The 24,339-nt window shown below is 56.4% G+C and carries 19 protein-coding genes and 1 riboswitch; of the genes, 9 read left to right on the top strand and 10 right to left on the bottom strand.

The window, feature by feature from the left end:
- Positions 1–112 precede the first annotated feature (112 nt).
- The 3 genes from hcp (at position 113) to BLP93_RS07930 (ending at position 8,010) form a co-directional block, all read left to right on the top strand.
- On the top strand, positions 113–1,741 hold the full coding sequence (gene hcp, locus BLP93_RS07940; protein WP_092119947.1) for a hydroxylamine reductase: 1,629 nt from the start codon (positions 113–115) through the stop codon (positions 1,739–1,741).
- A gap of 375 nt (positions 1,742–2,116) precedes the next feature.
- A riboswitch (cyclic di-GMP riboswitch) is annotated at positions 2,117–2,208 on the top strand.
- A 161-nt stretch (positions 2,209–2,369) separates the two neighbouring features.
- On the top strand, positions 2,370–7,301 hold the full coding sequence (locus BLP93_RS07935) for a chemotaxis protein CheB (protein ID WP_161946240.1): 4,932 nt from the start codon (positions 2,370–2,372) through the stop codon (positions 7,299–7,301).
- Positions 7,302–7,701: 400 nt separating this feature from the next.
- On the top strand, positions 7,702–8,010 hold the full coding sequence (locus BLP93_RS07930; protein ID WP_092119944.1) for an isoamylase early set domain-containing protein: 309 nt from the start codon (positions 7,702–7,704) through the stop codon (positions 8,008–8,010).
- Positions 8,011–8,450: 440 nt separating this feature from the next.
- On the opposite strand, the gene BLP93_RS07925 is transcribed toward BLP93_RS07930, so the two are convergent.
- On the bottom strand, positions 8,451–9,383 hold the full coding sequence (locus tag BLP93_RS07925) for a cation diffusion facilitator family transporter (protein ID WP_161946239.1): 933 nt from the start codon (positions 9,381–9,383) through the stop codon (positions 8,451–8,453).
- An 86-nt stretch (positions 9,384–9,469) separates the two neighbouring features.
- Between BLP93_RS07925 and BLP93_RS07920 the strand changes: the two genes are divergently transcribed.
- The 6 genes from BLP93_RS07920 to BLP93_RS07890 all read left to right on the top strand — a co-directional run bounded on the left by BLP93_RS07920 (position 9,470) and on the right by BLP93_RS07890 (position 14,399).
- Entirely contained in the window at positions 9,470–10,789 is a 1,320-nt protein-coding gene (locus BLP93_RS07920) for a multiheme c-type cytochrome (protein WP_208596593.1), read from the top strand.
- A gap of 75 nt (positions 10,790–10,864) precedes the next feature.
- Positions 10,865–11,533: a hypothetical protein gene (locus BLP93_RS07915; RefSeq protein WP_139162951.1), complete on the top strand. Its 669-nt coding sequence runs from the start codon at positions 10,865–10,867 to the stop codon at positions 11,531–11,533.
- Entirely contained in the window at positions 11,523–12,356 is an 834-nt protein-coding gene (locus tag BLP93_RS07910; RefSeq protein WP_092119669.1) for a formate dehydrogenase subunit gamma, read from the top strand. Before BLP93_RS07915 ends, BLP93_RS07910 begins: the two co-directional genes overlap by 11 nt.
- A 422-nt stretch (positions 12,357–12,778) precedes the next feature.
- Positions 12,779–13,579, top strand: coding sequence for an ATP-binding protein (locus BLP93_RS07900; RefSeq protein WP_092119664.1), 801 nt, complete (start codon positions 12,779–12,781; stop codon positions 13,577–13,579).
- 203 nt (positions 13,580–13,782) lie between these two features.
- Positions 13,783–14,097 carry a cupin domain-containing protein gene (locus BLP93_RS07895; protein ID WP_092119661.1) on the top strand — a complete coding sequence of 105 codons (315 nt, stop codon included), beginning with the start codon at positions 13,783–13,785 and terminating at the stop codon, positions 14,095–14,097.
- Positions 14,098–14,204: 107 nt separating this feature from the next.
- Positions 14,205–14,399 (top strand): ferredoxin, encoded by a 195-nt coding sequence (locus BLP93_RS07890; protein WP_092119658.1) that lies wholly within the window; start codon positions 14,205–14,207, stop codon positions 14,397–14,399.
- Positions 14,400–14,516: 117 nt separating this feature from the next.
- Here the strand turns inward: BLP93_RS07890 and BLP93_RS07885 are convergent, their stop codons facing one another.
- The 9 genes from BLP93_RS07885 to BLP93_RS07845 form a co-directional block, all read right to left on the bottom strand.
- A complete protein-coding gene (locus BLP93_RS07885; protein ID WP_208596592.1) occupies positions 14,517–15,608 on the bottom strand; it encodes an AI-2E family transporter in 1,092 nt (363 codons plus the stop codon).
- 28 nt (positions 15,609–15,636) lie between these two features.
- On the bottom strand, positions 15,637–16,599 hold the full coding sequence (locus tag BLP93_RS07880; RefSeq protein WP_092119653.1) for a YbgA family protein: 963 nt from the start codon (positions 16,597–16,599) through the stop codon (positions 15,637–15,639).
- An 84-nt stretch (positions 16,600–16,683) separates the two neighbouring features.
- Positions 16,684–17,865: an ATP-binding protein gene (locus BLP93_RS07875; RefSeq protein ID WP_092119650.1), complete on the bottom strand. Its 1,182-nt coding sequence runs from the start codon at positions 17,863–17,865 to the stop codon at positions 16,684–16,686.
- A complete protein-coding gene (gene lysA, locus BLP93_RS07870; protein ID WP_092119647.1) occupies positions 17,850–19,103 on the bottom strand; it encodes a diaminopimelate decarboxylase in 1,254 nt (417 codons plus the stop codon). Before lysA ends, BLP93_RS07875 begins: the two co-directional genes overlap by 16 nt.
- A 61-nt stretch (positions 19,104–19,164) precedes the next feature.
- Complete coding sequence (mutS, locus tag BLP93_RS07865) at positions 19,165–21,843, bottom strand: DNA mismatch repair protein MutS (RefSeq protein WP_092119644.1); 2,679 nt, start codon at positions 21,841–21,843, stop codon at positions 19,165–19,167.
- Positions 21,836–22,957: a tetratricopeptide repeat protein gene (locus tag BLP93_RS07860; protein WP_092119641.1), complete on the bottom strand. Its 1,122-nt coding sequence runs from the start codon at positions 22,955–22,957 to the stop codon at positions 21,836–21,838. The genes mutS and BLP93_RS07860 overlap by 8 nt, the downstream gene beginning before the upstream one ends.
- Positions 22,941–23,240, bottom strand: coding sequence for a hypothetical protein (locus BLP93_RS07855; protein ID WP_092119638.1), 300 nt, complete (start codon positions 23,238–23,240; stop codon positions 22,941–22,943). Before BLP93_RS07855 ends, BLP93_RS07860 begins: the two co-directional genes overlap by 17 nt.
- A gap of 73 nt (positions 23,241–23,313) precedes the next feature.
- A complete protein-coding gene (locus BLP93_RS07850) occupies positions 23,314–23,811 on the bottom strand; it encodes a LapA family protein (protein WP_092119635.1) in 498 nt (165 codons plus the stop codon).
- A 10-nt stretch (positions 23,812–23,821) separates the two neighbouring features.
- A complete protein-coding gene (locus BLP93_RS07845) occupies positions 23,822–24,322 on the bottom strand; it encodes an HIT family protein (protein ID WP_092119632.1) in 501 nt (166 codons plus the stop codon).
- Positions 24,323–24,339 lie beyond the last annotated feature (17 nt).

Below are 24,339 nucleotides of genomic sequence, written 5' to 3'. Positions count from 1 at the left end.
TCCGTGAGGAACGACTTTTGCTAGCCTAAACGTTGGGCGCAAAATCTCAAAAATCTGGAAGATGCTCTGCATAAATTGAGCAACTGAAACCAGGGAGGGTAATACAATGAACATGTTTTGTTACCAATGCGAACAGACTGCCAAGGGCGAAGGCTGCGAAAAAATAGGTGTTTGCGGAAAACAGCCGGATGTCGCGGCGCTCCAGGATCTGCTGGTCCACGCGCTGCAAGGCCTGGGAATCGTGGCCCATGAAGGGCGCAAGGTGGGCGTAAAGCGGGCGGACGCGGACGCCTTTGTCTGCGAGGCCCTGTTTTCCACCCTGACCAATGTAGATTTCGATCCGGAACGATTCAAGCCGTTGATCGAACAGGCCGTAAAATATCGCGAGGAGGTGCGGTCTGAAGTCAAGGCCGCGGGAGGAGCCGCCGAGTTCGACGCGCCGGAAACGAATTTCGAACCGGCTCCGTCCCTGGATGGCATGATCCGCCAGGGCGAGGAGCACGGTCTGCTCAACGACAAGGAAACCGACACTGACAAGCGCTCCCTGAAGCACACGCTGCTCTTCGGGTTGAAGGGCATTTCCGCCTATGCGGACCATGCCCGGATACTCGGGCAGACCGACGACTCCATCTATGCCTTTCTCCATGAGAGCATGGCCGCGCTGGCCCGCACGGATCTGTCCCTGGAGGACTGGCTGAGTCTGGTGCTGCGCTGCGGCGAAGCCAACCTGAAGACCATGGAGATCCTGGATAAGGCCAACACCGGCGCCTACGGCGATCCCGTGCCCACGGAAGTGCCCCTGGGCCCGAAGAAGGGCAAGGCCATCCTGATTTCCGGACATGACCTGAAGGATCTGGAAGACCTGCTCAAACAGACTGAGGGCAAGGGCATCAACATCTATACCCACGGCGAAATGCTGCCGACCCATGGCTATCCCAAGTTGAAGGCCTATCCGCATTTCTACGGCCATTACGGCACGGCGTGGCAGAATCAACACAAGGAGTTCAGCGCTTTTCCCGGCGCCATCCTGATGACCACGAACTGTCTGATGCGCCCCCAGGAAAAGTACAGGGACAATCTCTTCACCACCGGTCTGGTGGGGTGGCCAGAAATCAAGCACGTCAAGAACGGGGACTTCGGGCCGGTCGTCGAAAAGGCCCTGGAAATGCCGGGATTCACCGAGGACGTGCAGGACAAGACCGTGATGGTCGGCTTCGGGCACAATGCCGTAATGTCCGTGGCGGACAAGGTTATCGACCTGGTCAAGTCCAAAAAGATCCGCCACTTCTTCCTGGTGGCCGGATGCGACGGGGCCAAACCGGGCCGCAACTACTACACGGAATTCGTGGAAAAGGTGCCCAAGGACTGCGTGGTGATGACCCTTGCCTGCGGCAAGTTCCGCTTTTTTGACAAGGACCTGGGCGACATCGAAGGCCTGCCCCGGCTTCTGGACATCGGTCAGTGCAACGATTCCTACTCTGCAATCCAGATTGCCGTGGCCCTGTCCAAAGCGTTTGGCGTGGGGGTGAACGAACTGCCGCTGTCCATGATCCTGTCCTGGTACGAGCAAAAAGCCGTGGCCATCCTGCTCACGCTATTGTATCTGGGTATCCAGGACATCCGACTCGGTCCGTCATTGCCCGCCTTCACCTCGCCCAATGTCCTCCAGGTGCTGGTAGACAAGTTCAACATCAAGCCCATCACCACTCCGGATGAAGATCTGAAAGCCATTCTCGGATAGAGAGTGATGCAAATACGCAATTTTTGCGGCATGCAACGGAATCTGTCGAACAGGGATCCCGGGAGCAGGAAAGATGAACATCTCTCCTGCTCCCGGGATGAATCATGGTTGTATGAGATGCGCATCCACCTATGCTTTCTGCTGTTTTCGACCTTCTTTTTTTTACCGCCCATATTCCTTCTAACCAAAATTTTTTTTTCTACCCCAAATGCATACTTTACCATTCAGCTAAACGTAAAAAAAGCAACCTCTCAGGTTGGAACACAACCTGAGAGGTTGCTTTTTGTTCAATTAATTATCTTAAGCAGTGTGTATTTGTTACAAAATGCATATAATATCGACAACACTTCCGGGAAATTATAGATAATAAAAAGACATCCGCAAGGGCAAAGCATTTCGAAAGGGTGCGACGCAAAACCACCGGCCTACGTTCCCGGCATTGGGAATAGGGTAGCGGGGTTGCCGGACTAAACGCCTCAGAAGCCGTGCTTCTGCTTTTCTGTGCTGCCTTTAGCGCTCCGGTCCCTGCCAGTTGATGACCTTGTTGATTACCTGTTAGACTGAAGTTCAATCTGAGCCGCCGCAAGACGGTGCTCGAGAGGCCATCATGTCAAGAAGAAGGCGAGTCATGGGGATTCATGCAGGTTTCTCGAACCAGGCCGGGATTTCCCCCATGCAAGCTGCAGCGCAACATCACGAGGCGACACCTGCGAAAGACCCGTCGACCGGCTTTCCGGTGATGGGTATCGGCGCTTCCGCCGGAGGGCTGGCGGCTCTGGAGGCTTTCTTTTCCGGCATGCCGCCGGGTGCTGAACCGGGCATGGCCTTTGTCCTGGTGCAGCATCTGGCTCCGGACCACAGCAGCGTGCTCGCCGATCTGCTCAAGCAGACCATCCCTATGGAAGTTCACGAGATCAGGGATGGAATGCAGATTCGTCCCAACCACGTCTACGTCATTCCTTCGGGCCATGATCTGGCCTTGCTGGGCGGCACTCTCCACCTTCTCCAACCCACAATGCCGCCCAGCCAGCGGATGCCCATCGACTTCTTCTTCCGCTCCCTGGCCCGGGATCAACACGAACAGGCCATCGGCATCGTCCTTTCCGGCACAGGAAGCGACGGTGCGCAAGGCGTACGGGACATCAAGGGCGAAGGGGGCATGGTCATGGTCCAGGATCCCACTTCAGCTGAATTCAGCGGCATGCCCCGCGCCGTGATTCAAACGGGACTGACCGACTACGTCCTGCCGCCGGACGCGATGTTTCCCCGGCTCATCGCCTATGCCTCCCAAGCCCTGGGCAAGCCGCACCAATCCGCCTCCGGCCCATCGCAGCAGGATTCGAGCTTGCTGCAGAAAATCCTGGTCCTGGTGCGCGACGAAAGCGGCCATGATTTTTCCCAGTACCATCTTGCCATCACCTATCGCCGAGTTCTACGGCGCATGGCCGTCCATCAGATAGAGTTTATGGACGGGTATCTGAAATACCTTCGCCGTACGCCCGAAGAAATCCGGACTCTGCTGCGCGACCTGCGCATCGGCGTAACAAGTTTTTTCCGTGATCCCGACGCATTCAAGGCCCTTGAGCAGCAGGTCATCCCCAAGCTCTTTGCCGGAAAAATCTCCGGATCGAATATCCGGGTCTGGTCCGTGGGATGCTCCACCGGAGAGGAAGCCTACTCCCTGGCCATGCTCTTGAGCGAACGCCGGCAGAACTTGCAAAAAAACTTCAAGATCCAGATTTTCGCCACGGACCTGGACAGCGAGGCAATCGCCACGGCCCGGGCGGGTCTCTATCCGGTAAGCATTGCCTCGGATATCGGATCCAAACGGTTGGCCCGTTTTTTTACCATGGACAGGGAAACCGGCGCTTACCGGATCAACCAGGATATTCGGGACATGGTGGTCTTTTCCGAACATGACATGATCCGGGATTATCCGCTCTCCCGGCTCGATCTGATCTGTTGCCGCTATGTCCTGATCTACATGAACGAAGACCTGCAGAACAAACTCATTGCCAATCTCCATTACGCACTGGTTCCGAATGGTTTTCTTTTCCTGTGTCCCACCGGGACAGTGAAGGACATCGACGACCTTTTTCTGACTTTGGACGCCAAAATGAAACTGTATCAACACAAGCAGAAACACATCGCCGCGCATCCGTCGTCACCGACTGTAGACAGCTCGGGATTAATTCCAAGTCATGAGGAAAAGAAATGGACCGCGGGATTGCCGCTGCGGGAATTGACCGAGCAGGCGCTTCTGCAGGAGGTCGGCCTGGCAGCCGCGCTGGTCAACGGCTCGGGCGACATTCTCTATCTGCACGGTCGTACCTGCCTCTACCTGGAATCTCCTTCGGGCGTGTCCGGGGTGAACAACATCCTGAACATGGCCCGCCCCGGGTTGCGCAACGATTTGAGGACGGCGCTGCATCGGGCCGATGCGGGTGGAAAAACCGTGCATTGCCCTGGATTGCGCGTCAAATCCGACGGTGACGTGCAGCCGGTCAATCTGACGGTACGGCCCGTGTCCACGGATTTCATTTCCGGAATCAAGACCGATCTCTCGAAAAAAAACGGCGCCTCCTTGTACCTGATCATTCTGGAGCCGGGCCGGTTCTTCGAACAGCAACCGTCCTTATCGCGTTCTGACCTTGAAGGAGTGAATGCTTTCGAAACTTCGACCGGATACGACCAAGACAACGAGTCCGAGATCTGGATCGCCGCACTCCAGCAACAACTGCTGGACAAGGAAGAACAACTCCGGGTCGCCTTGATCGAACTGCGCAAAGCCAATGCGGAACTCAAATCCTCGAACGAGGAAATGTATTCCGTGAACCAGGAGTTGTCCTTCTCCAATGAGAAACTCAGCTCATCCAAGAAGGAACTGGAATCAGTCAATGTCGCGCTGCAGGCCAAAATCGCCGAACTGTCCCGCGCGAACAACGACATGAATAATTTGTTCGCCGGAACCGGGGTCGGAACCTTGTTCGTGGACATGGACCTGCGCATCGTCCGGTTCACTCCGGACATCACCAGCGTGATCAACCTGATCGAGGCCGACATCGGCCGACCCGTGGGCCACATTCTGTCCAACCTGGAAAACTATGACGACCTGGTGGCGGATACGCGCATCGTCATCAATACCTTGACCGCCATGGACGTGGAAGTGCTGTGCACGAACGGCTTATGGTACCTGATGCACATCCGGCCCTACCGGACCATGGAGAACAGGGTTGAAGGCGCGGTGATCTCCTTTGTGAACATCACCCACCGCAAGAAGATTGAAGAAGAGAAACAAAAAAGCGAAGAACATTTCAAGCAGATGTTCCTGAACGCTCCCATGCCGTATCAGTCTCTGGATGAAGAGGCGAATTTCCTGGACGTCAATCAGGCCTTCATGAACATGCTGGGCTATTCGACCGAGGAGTTGATCGGTGAGAGTGTGGAAAGATTCCTGCCGCCGGAGCTTGTCGAGGGCTTTCGCGCGGAATTTGCCAAGTTGAAAATAACCGGCGAGATCCACAACGTTGAATTCAAGATGGTCAGAAAGGACGGGGCGGTCATCCTCGTGTCCCTCAGCAGCAAGGTCCAGCGCGACAATGAAGGCCGGTTCGTGCGAACCCACTGCATCCTGCAGGACATCACGGAGAAGAATCGCGCAGACAGGGAACTCAAGGAAGCGCTGGACCAGTTGTCGGCCACCCTCAACGCCCTGCCGGACATCATGTTCGAGATCGACATCGAAGGCCGCATCATCGACTACCGGACGTCAAATCCGGAACTGCTCTTTGCTCCGCCGGAGCAGTTTCTGTTCAAAACCGTTCACGAGGTGCTCCCGGAAGAGGTGGTGATCATCATTGACGAAGCAATCGCCGAAGCTGCTGCCGACGGCACTAACAAGGGTGCTGAGTACTGCCTGAGGACCGGCGACAAATCGCGCTGGTTCGAGCTGTCCATCGCCGTGAAGGGCGACCCCCTGGCCGCAATGCCCCGGTTCATCGTCTTGGTCCGGGATATCACCGACCGCAAGCACGCCGAGCAGGAACTGCAGGCAGCCCGCGACCAGCTCACCGCAACCTTGAACACCTTGCCGGACCTCCTGATCGAGGTCGACGACAACGGTCTGATCCATGATTATCGCGCTCCGGTCCAGGAACTGCTCTACCGTCCCCGCACGGATTTTCTCTCTGAGAGCATGCACGATGTCCTGCCCATCAACATGAGCCGGGTGATCGAGGAAGCCTTAACCGAAGTCAAGTTCGAAGGATTGCGTAAAGGAATTGTCTTTTCACTCTATCTTGGAGAAGATCTGCATTTCTTTGAAATGTCCGTGGCCGTCAAAGGAGACCCTCATGTAGCCAATCCTCATTTCATCATCCTGGCCCGGGACATCACCGAACGACGCCAGGCCGAAGAGGCGCTGCAAAAAAGCCAAATGGAGTTCCAGACCCTTGCGGAAAAATGTCCAATATCCATCATGCGCTTCGACAAGTATGGCCAAGTTACATTCGTCAACGAATGGCATATCAGAACGTTTGGGCAAGACAAGATGGACAAGAGTTTTTTCCTGGGAAAATACATCCATGAGCTGCCCGGACTGGTCAAGGCGGGAATCGGCGACGCCGTCAGAGATCTTGTTCAAGGCCAACCGCTCGACATGGACGAGGTGTTTTTTCCCGAGTTCACCGGCGGTCATTCCGGCTGGGTCAGCGTCCGGGGCGTTCCGATACTCCAGGACGACATCCCCACCGGAGGCATCCTGATCCGGGAGGACGTCACCGAGCGCAGAAGGTTCGAGGAAGAGATCATTGAATACAATGCCCAACTTCAGAAGGCCCTGGCGGAACGGGACAAGTTCTTTTCCATCATCGCCCACGACCTGAGATCGCCGTTCATCGGCTTCCTGGTCTTCATCAAGATGCTGACCGAGCGGATCGAGAATCTCTGCCTGGAGGACATCCAGAGACTGTCCCAAGACATGCAGCAGTCCGCGGAGAACTTGTACAATCTTCTGGAAAACCTCCTCGAATGGGCCATCATCCAACGCGGAGAAGCCAGATTCATGCCGCAACACCACAACCTGGCGAAACTGGTCAAACATAACATCGACCTGATGCATGCTCCAGCATACCAGAAGAATGTTCAACTCAAGTACGACATTCCAAAGAACCTGAGGGTGTATGTGGACCAGCCTATGTTTAACATGATCCTGCGCAATCTGCTCTCCAACGCCGTCAAGTTCACCAAGAGCGGGGAAATGGTGTTGGTGACCGCCACAAAACGAGACTCCATGGTTGTGATCTCGGTGGAAGACAACGGCATGGGCATGGACCAGACCGCGCTGTCCAAGCTGTTCATGCTGGACAAGGTTTCTTCTCGCAAGGGCACGGCCGGGGAAAAGGGAACCGGGCTGGGGCTTTTGCTATGCAAGGAGTTCGTCCAGATGCATGGCGGAAAGATCTGGGCCCAAAGCAAGCACAACGAAGGCTCAACATTCTATTTCACTCTGCCGGCCCACAAGCCGGATGAAGCACCAGATCAGCAAGCACTACCAAACTAAAGAGCCCCCGGGACCGCCGCACCACAGTGCGGCCCCTCTTGCTCCGGCACGGCCAGACGACAGATGGACCAGTGATCGCTGTATTCCTGGCGGGGAGTGTTCCTTTACGCCTTTAACCGCGGACCGCACTGGGGTGCTGCGATCCCGATTTTTTCATTTTTCTTTTCTGGTAAGAAACATATTATCGCGATAAAAGAAAAAGCTCCTCTTCTCGTTGCTTCTCGCCAAACAAAACAATAAAAAACAACTTGTTGTCACGCCCCCTCCCTTGGCATCGATATTGAATCCGTGATGTTGGTTCTCGACTGATCCATTGCTGGATCCGCCGTGGATCGCGCAACCGGCTTTCCCCGACTGGAGCCAGCCGCATTCCATCACCAAATTACGGAGGATAATGTTGATGTCCCTGGCGAAAAACTACCCGAAAAACAGCTCCAAGTGCAGAGTCACCTTCAAGATTCCGAAGGACGTCGCGAACAACGCGGAACAGGCGTCCGTGGTCGGCGATTTCAATGGTTGGGATGCCTCGGCCGCGCAGATGAAAAAGCTCAAGACCGGTTGTTTTTCATTAACTTTGAGCCTTCCCGTGGGATCGACGTACCAGTTCCGCTATCTGCTGAACGACGACTCCTGGATGAGCGATTCCGAAGCCGACGGCTACGCCTACTGCACCTATGCAAATTGTGAGAATTCCATTCTCACGATCTGAGGTCCCGGACGTAAACCGACGCCTGATCGAGACGCCGGCGTCTTTGCCGGATTTTGTTCTGAACGGCGGTTGCCGCACGATGCGGTCATCCGTCATCGAGAACATATCACGCTTTTTTATCGGGCTGTTCAGGAAACCGGTCGCGGTATTGCGGCTGGAAATAACGCCAATACGACATCATTTTGGAGGAAATATGCGTAATGAATATATGACGACAATTGAAGCTGAAGATACGGTCGGCATCAAGACAAGAGTTCCGGCACGGCACTTGGTTGCCGCGAGCCGTTCTTCAGAGACCATCACGATGACCCAACACAAGCGGGAAATGCGCATGGTGATCGCGAAGACGCTCTCCTGGTGCGACTATTTCATGCAGTTGCAGAAAGATTTGCACGAAAGTTTTCAATCCGAAGAGGAAGCGGAGCAGGTAACGGAAGATATCAGCCCTCGCGACAGCGCCGCTCCTCGTCGCAAGTCATCTCGCAGAGTAGCGTCCCGCGACCGCAGGTCCGGGTTTCGAACTGCAAGACGGGATGATCGATTCCGAACCGAGAATTCAGCATCTTGTTGATGGTTTCGGCGAGATGCTCCGTGGCGCTGATCATCTGATCCGGAACCACCACATGGGCGGTCAGGGCCACGGACTGATCGCTGATGTTCCAGACATGGAGGTAGTGGATGCTCTCGACGCCTTCCAGAGCCTCCAGTTCGGCCTGGACTGTTCTCAGATCCAGACCCTTGGGGGTCGCATTAAGCAGAACCCGGGTCGCTTCGCGGAGCAGATAGACGCAGTTGAAAAGAATGTAGGCCACGATCACCAGACTTAGGGCCGGGTCCAGCCAGGGCATGTCCGTGAAGCGTATCACCAGCGCGGAGACCAGAACGGCCACGGAGGTCAGCATGTCTCCAACCATGTGCAGGAACGCCCCCCGGGCATTCAGGCTGTGTCGGGAGTCGTCGTGGAGCAGCCAGGCGGACAGTCCGTTGCCGATGATGCCCAACAGGGCCAGGGCCATGACCAGCTCCGTGATCACGGGCGTGGGGGCGAGCAGGCGCTTTACGGCCTCGATTGAGATATACACGGCCGCGCCGCCCAGCAACGCCGCATTGATCACGGCGGCGAAAATTTCCACCCGGCGGATGCCGAAGGTATGCTTGAGAGACGGGCTGCGCCTGCCGAGCTTGTGAGCGACAAAGGCGAGCAGCAGGGCCATGAAGTCGCCGATGTTGTGCACCGCGTCCGAAATCAGGGCGACGCTTCCGGCAGCAAGCCCGCCAATGATCTGGAAAAAAGGAATCACGATATTGATCCCCATGCAGATCAACAGCCGCTTGCCGAATCGTTCCGTTGAGCGATCGTGATTATGACGCATAATTTTCTCCGAACCACATGACGTAGCAAGCTTCATCGGTTTTCAGGCAATTGTCCAACCCCACCTTTCATAAAATGGAGGTATTCATGTTTCGGGAAATAATTTTCACGACAATGGTGGGGTTGTTGGCGACTGCCCTGATCCTGACGGCCTGCGGCAGAGAGCAGACGACCGTGGACATGCAGGCGGTGATGGACGCGCCGGCGACCTTTATCGGGTCGACAACCTGTCGAAATTGCCACCTTGAGCATTATGATTCCTGGAAAATGACCTTGCACAGCCGCATGCTCATCGACGTGCGGGAAAATCCCCACGCAATCGTGGCGGACCTGAACCCCGACCTGATCAGGGCCGATCTGGAAAAGATTCAAGACAGACTCAAAGTACCGGTGGAAGAGATCTATATTCCCACCAGGGATGAAATTATCTACGCCATCGGCACGCAATGGAAACAGCGATACGTGGTCCAGGTCGACGGGGTCTATCATGTCGCTCCGATACAGTACAACATCCAGACGAGACGCTGGGTCAACTACTACGAACACGCCTGGGACGAGCGCGACTGGCTGGTGCGTTGCGGGGGCTGTCATGCCACAGGCGTCAATCTTGACGAGTACGAATTTGCCGAAACGTCCATCGGTTGCGAGGCCTGTCACGGCCCCGGTTCCCGGCACACGGACATTCCCCGGACCGCGGTATTCGAGAAGCGAGAAACCATCGTCAACCCGGCCAAGATGACAGCCGGCATTGCCGTGCAGATTTGCGGATCCTGCCATACCCGCGGCAATGCCAAACACGAAGATTATCCGGAGGCCGGCTGGCCCGTGGGATTTACTCCAGGAATGGTCATGGAGCCGATTTATGAAAGCTCCTACGACAAGGCCGACATGCGCCGCCTTTATCCGGATTTCGCATCGCGCTCGCACCATCAGCAGTACATCGACTGGATTCAGTCCGAGCACGCCGTGCAGGGCGTAACCTGTACGTCCTGCCATGCCGTGCACCGCCTGGGCATCGCGCCGACACGCTTTCAGACCAAGGAAGCCGGTTCCAGCCAATGTCTGAGCTGCCATACCATGGTCAATGCCAACCGAGCCCATTCCATCCACTCATTCGCCAACTGTCTGGGTTGTCACATGCCGCGCATTGCCAGCACGGCCGAACCCAATGACATCCGCAGCCACACGTTCAATGCCCGGGCTCCCATGGACACCATCAACGACCCCGACCTGCCCAACTCCTGCCAGATCTGCCACTACCATCGCGACGACGATCTGGAAGAACTGCAGCGCAAGTACGAAATCCTGACCCAACTGCCCCAGCCTCAGGGGAGGATGATTCCGGCCGTATCTCAGGATACCTTCGGACAGATGGACGAAGAGGTTCCGTATGCCATGCCTGAATAGTACGTCGGCTGCATAATCAAGATTGCATCCGGAAGATACATAATCCGGATGCAACAAGACAACGGGGGAGACATCATGTGGAAAAAATGCTTCCTTCCCCTGTTCATTCTGATGTTCTTCCTGCCCGAATTCTCATTCGGGCAGGAAGAGATGGCCTCCCGGTATTACCGCTATCGCAGCACGGAAATGAGCACGGGCATCTATGAGGAGTACGAAGTTCGTCCTCGAGGCACGGAAGGGCGGATCGAGTCGCCGGATATTCGCGGACGCGGCATCAGCAGGGTATTTGAGGAAGAAAACCGGGCCTTGAATCGGTTCCTTCTGGACGATGCACACCGGGGATTGCGTTTTTACGAGCAGCGTCGCTGTGTATCCTGCCATGTCGAGGAAGCGCAAAACAATCGCCATTTCGTCAGACACAACATCACCTGCCGGCAATGCCATGGCCAGGAACCCATCGCCAGCAGCGGACATTTCTTTTCCCGGCTGAATCCCATTCGCAGACATACCCATGTCTGCGCACAGTGCCATGAAGGGGCAGGCCCTTCCTTTGCCTTGTACAGGATTCATGAACCCAATCCGGCCAGGGCCGCGACAGCCGATGTACTGCCGGTCCTCTATTATGCCTTCTGGATCATGATCGTCATTGCCGTGGGCACGTTCGCTTTGTTCCTGCCCCATACCATTCTCTGGGGCATTCGTGAACTCTTCATAAAGAAAGAGAGGTCCCCGGATGACCAATGACGCCAAAACCCGGATCAAACGATTCACCCTGACGCAGCGTCTGTTTCATTTGGTGCTCATGGTCACCTTTCTGATCCAGGCCGCCACCGGCTTGGCCAGAATGTATCATGAAACAGGCTGGGGACAGGGTGTGGGCAACCTCTTCGGAGGATTCGACGCATCCCTGACCGTGCACATTTATGTGGGCATCTTCATGATCGTCGCTTTCCTGGTGCATGTGATTTATGCACTGTTCAAGATCAAGTGGCGTCCGTTTCCCTCTGCGTTGTTCGGTCCGGATTCGATAATGCCGCGATTCAGCGACTTGAAACAGTTTTTTCTTCATCTGCGATGGATTTTCGGAGGATCTCAACATCCTCCGATAGATCGCTGGGGGTATTGGGAAAAATTCGATTATTGGGCTGTCTTCTGGGGCATGGTCATCCTCGGCATCACCGGCTTGTTGCTGGCCTATCCCCTGACGTCCAGCAAGTACATCCCGGGCTGGGGCTTGAACGTGGCTTTCTGGATTCACCGGATTGAAGCCATCCTGGCCATGGCCCACATTTTCATCATCCACTACTTCATTGCCCACCTTCGGCGCACCAACTTCCCCATGGACCGCACGATGTTTGAAGGCAGCGCGGATTTGCATGTCGCCAGACACGAACGTCCGGCCTGGATTTCCCGCCTGACCAATAGCGGTGAAATCGATCACATGATCGTGGCGGAAGCCCCGGCATACAAGAGGGTCGTTTTCCTGGTCGTCGGATATGCGGCGGTGCTTTCCGGCCTGTACCTGCTGGTCGGCGGTTTGATGCATGCATTACGGATAACCTGGTAAAATTATTTCGGATAAATAGGAGCCTCCAAATTTCGGATTTGGAGGCTCTTTTTCATTGTCAGCAATCGCAATCGCAATCGAAATCGTAACTTTTTATAACCAAAGGATATTTCTTTTCGATTCCGATTACGATTACGATTGCGATTTCGGTTTTGATCCCGAACATGCACTGGCTCTTCGTCTTAACACGCAAATGAGGATTTATCCTTGCGGTCCGTGGGAAGGAGGACAACGAAAGGTGAGGAAGGCAAAAAAATTGGACTGATATATTTTCGGACACTTGATCCATGTCAAGGCGCTCCTATTTTACTCCTGGCATACAGGACTCGCGTAGGGAGAAAAAAAAAGCGGCGGCGACAAAACGAATCATCAAACATCACCGTCCAGCCATGAAAAAATATCAGCCCAAGGAGAATCGGATTATGAAAAAGGAACTGAGAGATATCGTACGGATCGACGAAGAATTATGCGATGGTTGCGGCGTCTGCGTGCCCAGTTGCGCGGAAGGAGCCATTGAGATTCAGGCCGGAAAAGCCATCCTGGTGGCCGAAAAGTTTTGCGATGGGCTGGGGGCGTGCCTGGGGCAGTGTCCGAAGGACGCCATCACGATCATCAAGCGGGAAGCGGACGCCTTTGACGAAGAGGCGGTGGAGGAGCGGCTGGAGGAATTGCAAGCAGGTGAGCAGGCCGAGGGAACGTCTTCAACCAAGCCCTTGCCCAATCTTGGCTGCGGCTGCCCCGGATCGGCCATGGCCACCTTTGCTCCGGCCAAGCCCGGTGCAATGCCCCACGCCGGAACACAATCTGAAGCCGTAGAAACGCCTGGAGAGTCGGCTCTGAGCCACTGGCCGATCCAGATCCGCCTGATTCCGCCCCAGGCGCCGTTTCTGAAGGGAGCGAATCTGCTGGTGGCGGCGGACTGCGCGCCCGCTGCCTATCCGGCCCTGCACCAGGAATTGCTGCCGGGAAAGGTGATCATGCTCGGTTGCCCCAAGTTTGATGATTTCCAGGCCTATGTGCAACGATTTGTGGATATATTCAATGTTGCCGGCATCAACAGCGTCACGGTGTTGTCTATGGAAGTGCCGTGCTGCGCCGGACTGGCGGAAATCGTCCGACAAGCCATGCTCGTTTCCGGCAAGCGGATTCCGTTCCAGGAAATCAGGATATCCCGCCAGGGCCAGATCCTGCCCGAGAACGCCAGCGGGATGAGACCCCTGTAAGCATCTGCTCATCGCGATAACATCAACCTATAAGGTAACTGTCCAGCTCAACAGCAAAAAAGAAACTGGATACCCGCCTTCGCGGGTATGACTGATCGGAGACGGCATGATTAAAACAAGTCATTCCCGCGAAGGCGGGAATCCAGCGGCGGATGATGCATACACTGAATGTGCTGAGCAGTTACACCATAAGGAGAATCACCATGAAGACGGTCAACTTGTTCGAAGCCAATGGGTTCAATGACCTGGGGCTGAAGAAATTTCTGGTTCACGATTCGCCCTATTTCAAGATTCTGAACTTCAACTTCAAGGCCGGCCAGCAACTCCCCGTGCATTCCCACGACATCGAGGGGCAGCTCTCCATCCTGATCCTGGAAGGGGAGGGGGAGTTTCTGGCCAAGGACGGGTCCCTGCCGGCCAAGGCCGGAGACGTTCTGGTCTGCGACATCAGCGTTCCCCACGGCATCAAGGCGACCACGGACATGCGCACCGTGGTCACCATTGCCCCGCCGATCTGATGCAGCGCGCAGATGATACTCCGACAGGAAATGGTTCATGCAAAGCATCGGTCCGGCACCAATCGGACCGGTAGTTTTTGATCAACAAATAATATTGGAGGTCCATCATGGCACGGCAGGTTTATGTCGATTTGGATGAATGCATCGGATGTGAGAGTTGCGTGGAAATATGCCCGGAAGTTTTCAAAATGGATGAGCAATCCGGAAAGGCGGAAGTCATTATGCCTGAAGGCGGCCCGGAGGATCAGATTGAGGAAGCCATGGAAACGTGTCCGGTGCAGTGCATTCACTGGCAAGAATAGCAGATTGATTCCGCTCGTCAGGTGCGAGAAGCATCCTGAACCAAGAACGGCCCCCGAGGGATTATCCCATGGGGGCCGTTGTACGTGGTGCACGATCAAAAAAACTCGGAGCTTGATTCAGTCCGCGATCACAACCTTCGGTCCCCTTTGCTCCGGAGGAGTGTCCATGGTTCTTGGCCAGGCCCGAAGTACAGCCTGAACCACTGTGGCCAGGGGAATGGCGAAAAAAATGCCCCAGAAGCCCCAGAGTCCGCCAAAAACGAGAATGGCCAGGATGATGGCCACGGGGTGGATGTTCACCGCCTCGGAAAAGAGCAGCGGAGCCAGGATGTTCCCGTCCACGGCCTGAATGACGGCATAGGCGATGAGCACGTAGAGCATTTCGTCCCCGAACCCCCACTGGGCATAGGCCACCAGGGCCACGGGCAGGGTGATCACCGCCGCGCCGATGTAGGGGATCAGCACGGACAGGCCCACCACCAGGCCGAGCAACATAGCGTACTGCATGCCGAGCCAGAGGAAGGTGGCGTAGGTGACGCCCCAGACGATCATGATTTCCCAGAATTTACCGCGCACATAGTTGCCGATCTGGCTGTTCACCTCGGCCCAGACCTGGGAAGCCAGGCGACGTTCATGGGGCAGGAAGGAAGCGACCCAGGCCGTGATCTTGTCCCTGTCCTTGAGAAAGAAAAAAACCAGCATGGGCACGATGATCAAATATACGATGATGGTGATCAACCCCATGACCGAGGCCACGGAAAAGGAGAGCAGCTTTTGTCCGAAGTTGAAGAGTTCGGTGCGCAAGACGCTGGTGAACTGTACCACCTGCTCGTCGGTAATCAGCTTGGGATAGCGATCCGGGAGCTGAAGCAACAAGGATTGCGTCTGGGTGATCAGCCCCGGAATCTGTTGGACGAGTTGGGCGACCTGCTTGGTAAGCAAGGGCAGCAGCCAGAACAGGGCGAAAAACATCCCGGTCATGAAGGTAAGAAAAACCACAAGAACTGCAAGCAGTCTGGGAATCCGCAACCGGGTCAGAAACTGAACAAGGCCTTCCAGCAGATACGCCACCACCAGTCCCGCCAGAAACGGAACCACCATCCGCCCCAGAAAAAAGAGCGCGGCAAAACATATTGTCAGCATGCCCACCAGGATCACCACCTGGGGGTCGTTGAACTGGCGTTGAAACCAGGCGCGAATCAATTGCATGATCTTGGATAGGGTGTGATGTCAATCATCAGACATGGTTGCGAAGCTTGAGTTCCAGGGGGTGCGGGTCAAAGAAATACTGGTCCTTAAGATAAGGCTCATCAAACTTTCGGATGTAATGGTTGAGCAGGACAATGGGCACAATGAGCGGAATCCGCCCCTCCTTGAAATTCCGGAAAACCTCCAGCAGTTCCTGTTTTTCCCAGGCCGTGAGCTGCTTCTTGAAGTAGCCCATGCATTTTTCCAGCACATTGAAAAGTTTGGCCTTGGTGGTGCGCAGCTGCAACGCCTCGGCCAGTTGTCTGGCGTATTCGGCAAAGACCTCCTCGCGCTCCATCTCCGAGGCATGCGCCACCAGGGCTCCCATGGACTGATAATGCTTCGTGCTGTGCGACAATATAAGATATTTGTGGCGGGAGTGAAAGGCAATCAAGGGTGCCAGGGCCGGTTTGAACGCTTCCACATCCTGCCAACGCCGCATCACGAATATCCGCTCGATGAAATTCTCCCGGAGGCCCGGGTCATGCAGGCGGCCGTCATCCTCTACGGGCAACAGGGGAAAACGTTGGATGAAAGTTTGGGCAAAGATGCCCACGCCGGCTTGCTTCGGCATGCCTTTTTCCGAGTAGACCTTGACCCCCTGCATGCCACTGGAGGGTGATTTGCTCTTGAAAATGAACCCGCACAGATCCTGCTGCGCCAACCAGGCGTTCTTCTCCGCGGCCCAGGCCTGCATCTGGTCCGTGAAGTCATGGCCTGAACGGATGGTCACCAGACGCGGGTTGTCGATTTCACCCACCAAACGCATGGCTTCACGGGGCACGGGCATCCCGCATTCCACTTCCGGACAGACCGGAACGAATTCCACATACTTGCCCAATGTATCGCGCAGGAAACGATCCAGCTTGTGCCCACCGTCATAGCGCACGTTATTTCCCATCAAACAGGAGCTGATCCCCAGTCGCAAAGGCCTGTCCAAGGTACTGTTCATGATTTCCCTCTCTTTACTTGACGACAATCACCCACGCTCCGACTGTTCCCCTGCCATCTGAATCCTGGCTTCCGACACCTCTGCCTAACTGACCGGCAGGGTTACCAAGCAGGTGGTTCCAACGCCGGGCTCGGAATGCAAGGATAGGTGTCCAAGATTCTTGCGCACGGCCAGCCTGGCAATGGGTAGCCCAAAGCCGGTTCCCAGGGCTTTCGTGGAAAAGAAGGGGGTGAAAAGGCTTTCCAGACTGTCCGGGTCCGGTGCCGGACCATTATTGAAGATGCTGACATCCAGAAATTTTTGATTGTTCGCGCTTTGTTCCGATGTGACGCGAATCATCGGCGGATGGACGTCCATAACATTTTCCAGGCTGTTCTGCAGCAGATGAAAGAATATGATCCGCAGGTCGTCGGTATCGGCCAAAACTGTCGGATGATCGGAATCAAGGCGGATATCAATGCTGAACGTCTCGGCGGGATGAAGTTCCTGCACAACCGTTTTCAGACAGGCCTCCAGATCACAGGAAACCGCCTGGGGCTCGCGCTGAAAGACTTCGTTGTAGGTGGCCACGTTGCGAACCATGCGTTCCAGGCGATTGGCCTCCAGAAGCATCGTGTCATAGACCCCTTGCTTGGGATCGTCCTGCGGGATCTGCCGCCGCAGCCGCAGCACGTTGCCCCCGATGACCATCAGCGGGTTGCGCACCTGATGGGCGATGCCGCGGATGATCTCGTGGTCGCATTTGGTCAGGGACGTGATGAAGGCGTCGGTTTCCACCAGCAGGCACAGATCCAGGACCCGGTCCATGAGGTCCAGGGCCTGAATGCCTTCATCCGGTTCGAATTTGGCCGCGGCAATTTCGCGGATGAACTTGCGGACCAGGGCATAGGCCAGACTGATGTAGCGATGGTCGATGCCCGCCGCGACATGATTCAGGCCGCTGCGCCATTGCGAAACCAGAAACGCTTCCTCGTTGCGGTTGCGGAAAAAGGATTCGTACCAATGGCTCCAGACCTGGATCATCCGCTCCTGTGACGGTCCGTGGTCCAGAATGATCCGGGTTGCCGGGATGGAATGAAAATGGTCGAAGATGCGGTGGGCAAACTCGATTTTTTCCGGCAAAAACACCTCTGAAAAAGCGTTTATCCGGGCAAAGTCCTCCTCAACGACGCCCAGTTGATTCTGGAAGCTGCGCAGGCGGTCCAACGGCGCGGGCATGCCCGCAAACGCGGCCTTGTTCAAGGAAGCGCTTATTCCTGAAGGCATTGCCGCTCCAGAGCGACCAGATCCGCGTAGGTTTCCCGTTTTCTGGCCAGGATGACGTTGGCGCCGTCCACCAGGATTTCCGCGGCCCTGGTGCGCGAATTGTACTGGGAGGACATGGTGAAGCCGTAGGCGCCGGCGGAAAACACGGCCAGCAACTCTCCGGATTTGACCTCCGGCAGCTCGCGATCCCGGGCCAGAAAGTCTCCGGTTTCGCAAATCGGTCCGACAACGTCCACGTTGCGAACGGGCCGCTGCTGGGGAACGACTTCGGCAATGCCATGGTGGGACTGGTACAGCGAAGGACGGATCAGATCGTTCATGGCCGCGTCCACAATGACGAAATGTTTGGTCTTCGTGGATTTCGTGTACACGACCTCGGTCACCAGAATGCCGGTGTTGCCGGCGATAACCCGTCCCGGTTCCAAAATCAGCGTCAGGTCCATGTCCTTGAGTTCCTGAACCAGGGCCTGGCCGAACTCCTTGGGATGCGGCGGCTCCTCCTGGTCGTAGGTGATCCCAAGCCCGCCTCCCAGGTCAAGAAACCGAATGTCCAGGCCCAGGGTCTTGAGTTTTTTATGGAAATCCTTGATGCGCCGGAGCGCTTCGAGAAATGGCTCAAGGGTCGTAAGCTGGGATCCGATATGGCAGTCGATGCCCACCGGCTCGATGCCCGGCAGGGTCTGAGCCAGCTTGTACGCTTCCAGGGACTGCTCGATGTCCAGGCCGAACTTGTTTTTCTCCATGCCCGTGGAAATGTAGGGATGGGTTTTCGGGTCCACGTCCGGGTTGATGCGCAGGCTGATCCGGGCCACCTTGTCCATCTCCAGGGCGATCTCGTTGATGCGGCGCAGTTCGTCCACGGATTCGACATTGAACATCAAGATGTCCGCCAGCAACGCTTCCCGTATTTCTTCGGCCCGTTTGCCCACCCCGGAATAGACGATCTTGCGGGCCGGTACCTTGGCGGAAAGCGCACGAAACAGTTCACCGCCGGAAACGATGTCCATGCCCGCGCCCAGATCGCTCAACAGACGCAGAATGCACAGATTGGAATTGGCCTTAACCGAAAAACAGGTCAGATGGTGCAGATCGGCAAAGGCCGAGTCAAAGGCCTGGAAGTGACGCTTGAAGGTCGCCGTGGAATACACATACAACGGCGTACCATATTGCGCGGCCAGTTCCCGGACCGCCACATCCTCCGCGTACAATTCGCCGTCACGATATGTAAAGTGATGCATTAAGATTTCTCCTTGAATGGGTGGTTATCTGGGTTGATGGTTGCGCCGCGGAACTGGATCTTCACCCGGACTCAAGCTGTTCCCGCCAGCTTTGGAGCAGGGTCAGGGCCTGCATCGGGCTGAGGTGAGCGGGGTCCAGTTTGCGAAGTTGATCCAGGATTTCGCTTTCCGGTCCCGGCACTGTCGCGGCAGGCGCCGGCGCCATGCCCGGCAGGCTTTCCCGGAGCCGGTTTTTTTCGCGGGGTGAAACCTTGTTCGGTTTTCCGGCATCCAGACCTTCGAGAATTTCCTTGGCTCGGGCAATGACTCCGCGAGGCAGTCCGGCCAGCTTGGCCACCTCGATGCCGTAACTGCGATCCGACGGCCCGGGCACCAGCCGACGCAAAAAAATGATCTCGCCCTTCCATTCCTTGACCGCGATATTATAGTTGCGCACCCCCGCCAACCGGCCCTCCAGGGAGGTCAGCTCATGGTAATGGGTGGCGAAAAGGGTCCGAACTCCGCCCTGGCCCTGCCGGACCAGCTCTTCCACCACGGCCCAGGCCAGAGCCAAACCGTCGTAGGTGCTCGTTCCGCGGCCGATCTCATCCAGGATGACGAGGCTGCTCCGGGTGGATTGCCGGAGAATGCGAGCCGTCTCGATCATCTCCACCATAAAGGTGCTTTGCCCAAGACTCAAGTTGTCCGATGCGCCGACCCGCGTGAAAATGCGGTCCGTCAGTCCGAGTTCGGCCTTGGCGGCGGGAACGAAGGAGCCGATCTGCGCCAGGATGCAGATCAGGGCGGTCTGGCGCAGGACGGTGGATTTGCCGCCCATGTTCGGACCAGTGATGATCAGCACCCGACGTTGGGCGTCCATGGTGACGTCGTTGGGAATGTAGTCCGCGGTTCCCTGGCAGGCCTCGATGACCGGGTGGCGTCCCGCGGTGACCGTGATGTCCAATTCCGCGGTGATCACCGGTCGCGACCAGGACCATTTCCGGGCCGCCTCGGCCAGGGCCAGCCAGACGTCCAGACGGGCCACGGCGTCGGCCATGCGCATCACCCTGGGGCGGTACTGGTCCACGATCTCCCGCAGATCCTGAAACAGACGGTACTCCAGCGACTTGCGCTCGTCCGAGGCCCCGAGGAGGCGATCCTCCAGCTGCTTGAGCTCCCCTGTGATGAACCGTTCGCTGGACACCAGGGATTGACGCCGCTCAAATCGTTCGGGCAGGGCTCCGGACTGGGACCGGGAGAGTTCGAAATAGTAACCAAAGACTCGGTTGTAGCCCAACTTCAGCTTGGACAGTCCAGTCTGTTCCTGCTCCCGTTGCAGGATTTCCTGCAGCTTGCCCCGGCCGTGCTCGACCAGCTCCAGCAAGGTATCCAGTTCGGCATGATATCCTGAACGGAAAATGCCGCCGTCGGTGATCAGCAGGGGAGGGGAGTCCACCAGGGCCCGGCCCAGCAGATCGGTCAGCTCCGGCAGATTGTCCCAGGAACCCAGAGCGTCCCGGAGCAGGGTCGGCAATTCCGCATGTTGCGCGTCCGGATGTTGCCTGTCCGGCAGTTGCGTTTGCGGCAGGTTGCGGAGCAGGTTCTCGATTTCGGGCAGATGCCGGATGCCCTGGAGCAGGGCGACAAAGTCGCGGGGCGAGGTCCGGTTCATGGATATCCGTGTGCAGATCCGCTCCAGGTCCGTGGTCTTGGCCAGCAGGCGGTTCAGTTCGCCGCGCAGTTGCTCCTGGTGGAGAAAAAAGGCGACCACGGCTTGGTTGTCCTGGATGGGTCGGAGTTCCTTCCAGGGATACTGCAATCTGGTCTCCAGCAGTCGGCCACCCATGGGGGTCCGGGTCTGGTCCAGGACATGCCACAAGGTGCCCGGCCCCCTTCCGCCGTCCATGCGCCGAAATATCTCCAGGTTGCGCAGGGTGACCTCGTCCAGGAGCAGAAAATCCCCGGGATGAATGATGCGCAAGGACTGCAGGTGATCCGGATCCCGTTTCTGAGTCTGCTTCAGATAGGCCAGCAGCGCGCCGAAAGCCTGGATGAGTTGCGGCTTGTTTTCCAGATCCAGGACCTGGAGGTCCGCGACGCCCTGGCTTTTGAGAACCCGTTCTTTGGCCTGACCGAATTCAAAAAATCCGCGTTGGGGCAGGGGAGTGATCCGGGATGCGATGTCTCCGGCCTGGATGGGCGGACGCTGGTGATCCGGCAACAGGAGTTCCCGGGGCTGCAGCTTGGAAATCCAGGACCAGAGCTGCATCTGTCCGCGAATCCGGATGCCGGTGCACTCTCCGGTGGAGACGTCCACCCAGGCAAGGCCCCCCCAGTCGGTCTGGGTGTCCCGGAACAGGGCGGCCAGATAGTGGTGCTCCTTGGCTTCCAAACCGGCGTCTTCGATCAGGGTGCCCGGGGTCAGGACCCGGGTCACGGCCCGCTTGACCAGCCCCTTGGCCTCTCGCGGGTCTTCGACCTGATCACAGATAGCTACCTTGATCCCCTTTTTCAGCAGTTGCGTCAGATAGGAATCGCAGGCGTGGTAGGGCACTCCGCACATGGGCACGGGATGTTCGGCATTGGGGTTCCGGCTGGTCAGGGCGATCTGCAATTCTCCGGCGGCCCGTTCCGCGTCCTCGAAGAAGAGCTCGTAGAAATCGCCCATGCGGAAAAAGAGCAGGGCATCGGGGTGTTCGGCCTTGATGCTCAGATACTGCTCCAGCATGGGAGTCAGTTTGAGGGGGGTGGGATCACTCATTCAGGTTGTGACGAAAAGAGATGGAGTGCCAAGCGCCGCAGCGGGGGCAGACAAAAAAGACCATTTCGCGTTTCAGGCCGCATTGCCGGCAGGCGTAGTTCTTGACCTCCCGAGCCCGGGAAATGAAGAAGTCCAGCTGGACATCCAGGCTTCTGGGCAGATCATGTCTCTTCCGCGCCAGCGCCAGGAGTTCAAGCCGAGCCAACCAGAAATTGGAATCCAGAAGCAGACATTTTTCGAACCAGATCCGGGCATCCTCCAGGCGGCCGTGGTCCAACAGGAGCAGCCCCCCGTAGTACTGAAGCAGCATGTCCTGAGGATAACCGGAAAGGATGGCCAAAATGTCTTCCAGCTCGTTCATGTCGCTCACGACGCCCGCTGTGCAGGAGCCTTCCCGTGAGGTGGTCAACAAGCCTTCGAGAAGGACGAATCGCATCTGCTCCGGAACCTGGCCCATGGCCTGATCCAGGATCTTGGAAGGCTTGCCTTTTTCCAACCCCTTCCAGACGCGTTGCAATTTTTCCAGCCAGGCCTCGGTGGAGCCGGGAAACACCTTCAGGGCCCGGTCGATCCATTTGGCAATCTGTGAACTTTTCGGATTGTCCCGGCATTCCTTCTGGGCTTGTCTGACGAGATAATGCGCCTCGGCAATGCTGTTCCCGAGTTCGCCATAATATTTGGCTGCCTGAAGGAACTCTTCGGAGTCGGCGCTGAGTCTGGCCAGTTCGTGATTGATGGCCGGATTGTTGCCGGCGATTTTCCGCGCCTGCTGAAAGGCGTCAAAAGCCCGGTCCACAAAGCCGCCGCGCTTGTAGTCGCGGCCGAGTTCATACAAGGCCCGGGCTTTGAACTCCGGGTGCAGCCCGGGGCGAAGAATCAAATTCTGGCGAATGTGCACCGCCCGCTCAATTTCTCCCTGGGAACGATACAGGTTGCCCAGGGCCAGGTAGATCTCCACCGCGTCAGGATTGTTCTTGACCACCCGACTCAGCTCGTTGATGGCCGAAAACGTATCCTCCGAGGGCGGGAGAAGTCCGTCGGCGTGCACTTCGCCTGGAAAGCGTTCTCCGCCGGTGCTCCTGGAGGAAAAGAAAGTTTTAATCCACCCCGACATATCTGATTTTCCTGGGATTATCGTACATGAAACAGGAAGGAAAAAGCATGAGATTGAAAAATGAACGACTGCAAAGCAGTTTCAGAAATGATCTCATGAAAAGCAGCCCCTGTTTTTCCATGTTCGTGAATCGGGCAGGGTTGTCCAGCGGATGGAAAGCCGCCGGCTGTTGTGTTTTCAGAAACCGCGAGGTCAGCTGACGATGCCGAAACACCGGCAGGTCGTCTGGCTCACGGATCTGAATGTCTTTCTCACGTTCAGCCGGCGGGATTGTTCCGCGCATGCGAGTATGCTTATTTCAACACGCTGATGGAAAGAGTACTGTGGTTTCGTGTGAGATGCGCAACACTCAAGATCTACGTATTTTCTTCACGCTTTTTCTCCTCCGGAGAAGAGGCTCCCTTTTCCTTCTCGGCCACTGTCTTCGCGAAAATAGTCGGAGGTTGCACTTCTTCCTTTGCGGTCACTGTCTTCGGGGGAGTAGTCGGAGTTTTTTCGGCTTCTTTCGCAGCGACGGTTTTTTGGGGAGCCGTGGGATACGTTTCCTCTTCCAGGGGCAAATTACGCAACGAAGTCACTTCCTGCTCCAAAGCGGCTCGCTTGTTGTTGGCGGCTTTGAGTTCACGGCTCAAGCGGATCTTCTCGCCAATAAAATAGGCCAGGCTGAAAAGCGATCCAGCCACGAAACTCAACAGCACAACCAGATAGAATGGCAGTTCCCTGGAGGCAACGTGCCAATCGAACAACTCCAATTGCAGAACGAGTTCCTCGGAAAGCACTTCGTTGTTCTGAATGAAAAAAAGCATGGAAACGAAGAAAAACAGGATCAGAAGCAGGACCTTGAGGTAGCGCATACGCCTCTCCTTACAAGAGTGTTGAGGGTGATAAGGATACAAACAACGGGGCCAGTCTCGCGTACGTTGATGAAAGGTGCTCGGGCACGACCCGGGTATGTCCGCAGACCGTCATGAAGGACGTATCGCCATGCCAGCGGGGCACGACATGCACATGCAGGTGTTCCTGAATGCCCGCGCCGGCGACGTCGCCAAGGTTGACCCCGACATTGAAACCTTCCGGGTTCAAGGCCTGGCGCAAGGCCTGCACGGCGCCCCGAATCCAGTACATCATTTCGGCGGATTCCCGGTCGTCCAGGTCGGTCAGGTCAGGGACATGGCGGAATGGGGCCACCATCAGGTGGCCGTTGGCATATGGATACCTGTTCATGATCACAAAGCAAAGCGTCCCCCGGACCAGAACATACCCTTCACTGTCGGTGGCGGTGGATTCCGGAATGCAGAAGACGCAGTCGTCCGCCTTGGGGCCAAGTATATATTCCATTCTCCAGGGCGCGAAAAGGGTATCCATGGGCTGATAATATCCAG

The sequence above is a fragment of the Desulfonatronum thiosulfatophilum genome (genome assembly GCF_900104215.1).
Taxonomy (GTDB): domain Bacteria; phylum Desulfobacterota; class Desulfovibrionia; order Desulfovibrionales; family Desulfonatronaceae; genus Desulfonatronum; species Desulfonatronum thiosulfatophilum.
Note: the sequence above shows the minus strand (reverse complement) of the source record. Positions and strands in the feature narration are given on the sequence as shown.

Excerpts from the sequence above, each read along its gene's own strand:
- hcp (WP_092119947.1), top strand. The coding sequence starts at position 113 with ATGTTTTGTTACCAATGCGAACAGACTGCCAAGGGCGAAGGCTGCGAA.
- BLP93_RS07920 (WP_208596593.1), top strand. The coding sequence starts at position 9,470 with ATGTTTCGGGAAATAATTTTCACGACAATGGTGGGGTTGTTGGCGACT.
- BLP93_RS07930 (WP_092119944.1), top strand. The coding sequence starts at position 7,702 with ATGTCCCTGGCGAAAAACTACCCGAAAAACAGCTCCAAGTGCAGAGTC.
- mutS (WP_092119644.1), bottom strand. The coding sequence starts at position 21,843 with ATGAGTGATCCCACCCCCCTCAAACTGACTCCCATGCTGGAGCAGTAT.
- BLP93_RS07855 (WP_092119638.1), bottom strand. The coding sequence starts at position 23,240 with ATGCGCGGAACAATCCCGCCGGCTGAACGTGAGAAAGACATTCAGATC.
- BLP93_RS07860 (WP_092119641.1), bottom strand. The coding sequence starts at position 22,957 with ATGTCGGGGTGGATTAAAACTTTCTTTTCCTCCAGGAGCACCGGCGGA.
- BLP93_RS07845 (WP_092119632.1), bottom strand. The coding sequence starts at position 24,322 with ATGGATACCCTTTTCGCGCCCTGGAGAATGGAATATATACTTGGCCCC.
- BLP93_RS07885 (WP_208596592.1), bottom strand. The coding sequence starts at position 15,608 with ATGCAATTGATTCGCGCCTGGTTTCAACGCCAGTTCAACGACCCCCAG.
- BLP93_RS07910 (WP_092119669.1), top strand. The coding sequence starts at position 11,523 with ATGACCAATGACGCCAAAACCCGGATCAAACGATTCACCCTGACGCAG.
- BLP93_RS07875 (WP_092119650.1), bottom strand. The coding sequence starts at position 17,865 with ATGCCTTCAGGAATAAGCGCTTCCTTGAACAAGGCCGCGTTTGCGGGC.
- BLP93_RS07890 (WP_092119658.1), top strand. The coding sequence starts at position 14,205 with ATGGCACGGCAGGTTTATGTCGATTTGGATGAATGCATCGGATGTGAG.
- BLP93_RS07900 (WP_092119664.1), top strand. The coding sequence starts at position 12,779 with ATGAAAAAGGAACTGAGAGATATCGTACGGATCGACGAAGAATTATGC.
- BLP93_RS07925 (WP_161946239.1), bottom strand. The coding sequence starts at position 9,383 with ATGCGTCATAATCACGATCGCTCAACGGAACGATTCGGCAAGCGGCTG.
- BLP93_RS07935 (WP_161946240.1), top strand. The coding sequence starts at position 2,370 with ATGGGGATTCATGCAGGTTTCTCGAACCAGGCCGGGATTTCCCCCATG.
- BLP93_RS07915 (WP_139162951.1), top strand. The coding sequence starts at position 10,865 with ATGTGGAAAAAATGCTTCCTTCCCCTGTTCATTCTGATGTTCTTCCTG.
- lysA (WP_092119647.1), bottom strand. The coding sequence starts at position 19,103 with ATGCATCACTTTACATATCGTGACGGCGAATTGTACGCGGAGGATGTG.
- BLP93_RS07850 (WP_092119635.1), bottom strand. The coding sequence starts at position 23,811 with ATGCGCTACCTCAAGGTCCTGCTTCTGATCCTGTTTTTCTTCGTTTCC.
- BLP93_RS07880 (WP_092119653.1), bottom strand. The coding sequence starts at position 16,599 with ATGAACAGTACCTTGGACAGGCCTTTGCGACTGGGGATCAGCTCCTGT.
- BLP93_RS07895 (WP_092119661.1), top strand. The coding sequence starts at position 13,783 with ATGAAGACGGTCAACTTGTTCGAAGCCAATGGGTTCAATGACCTGGGG.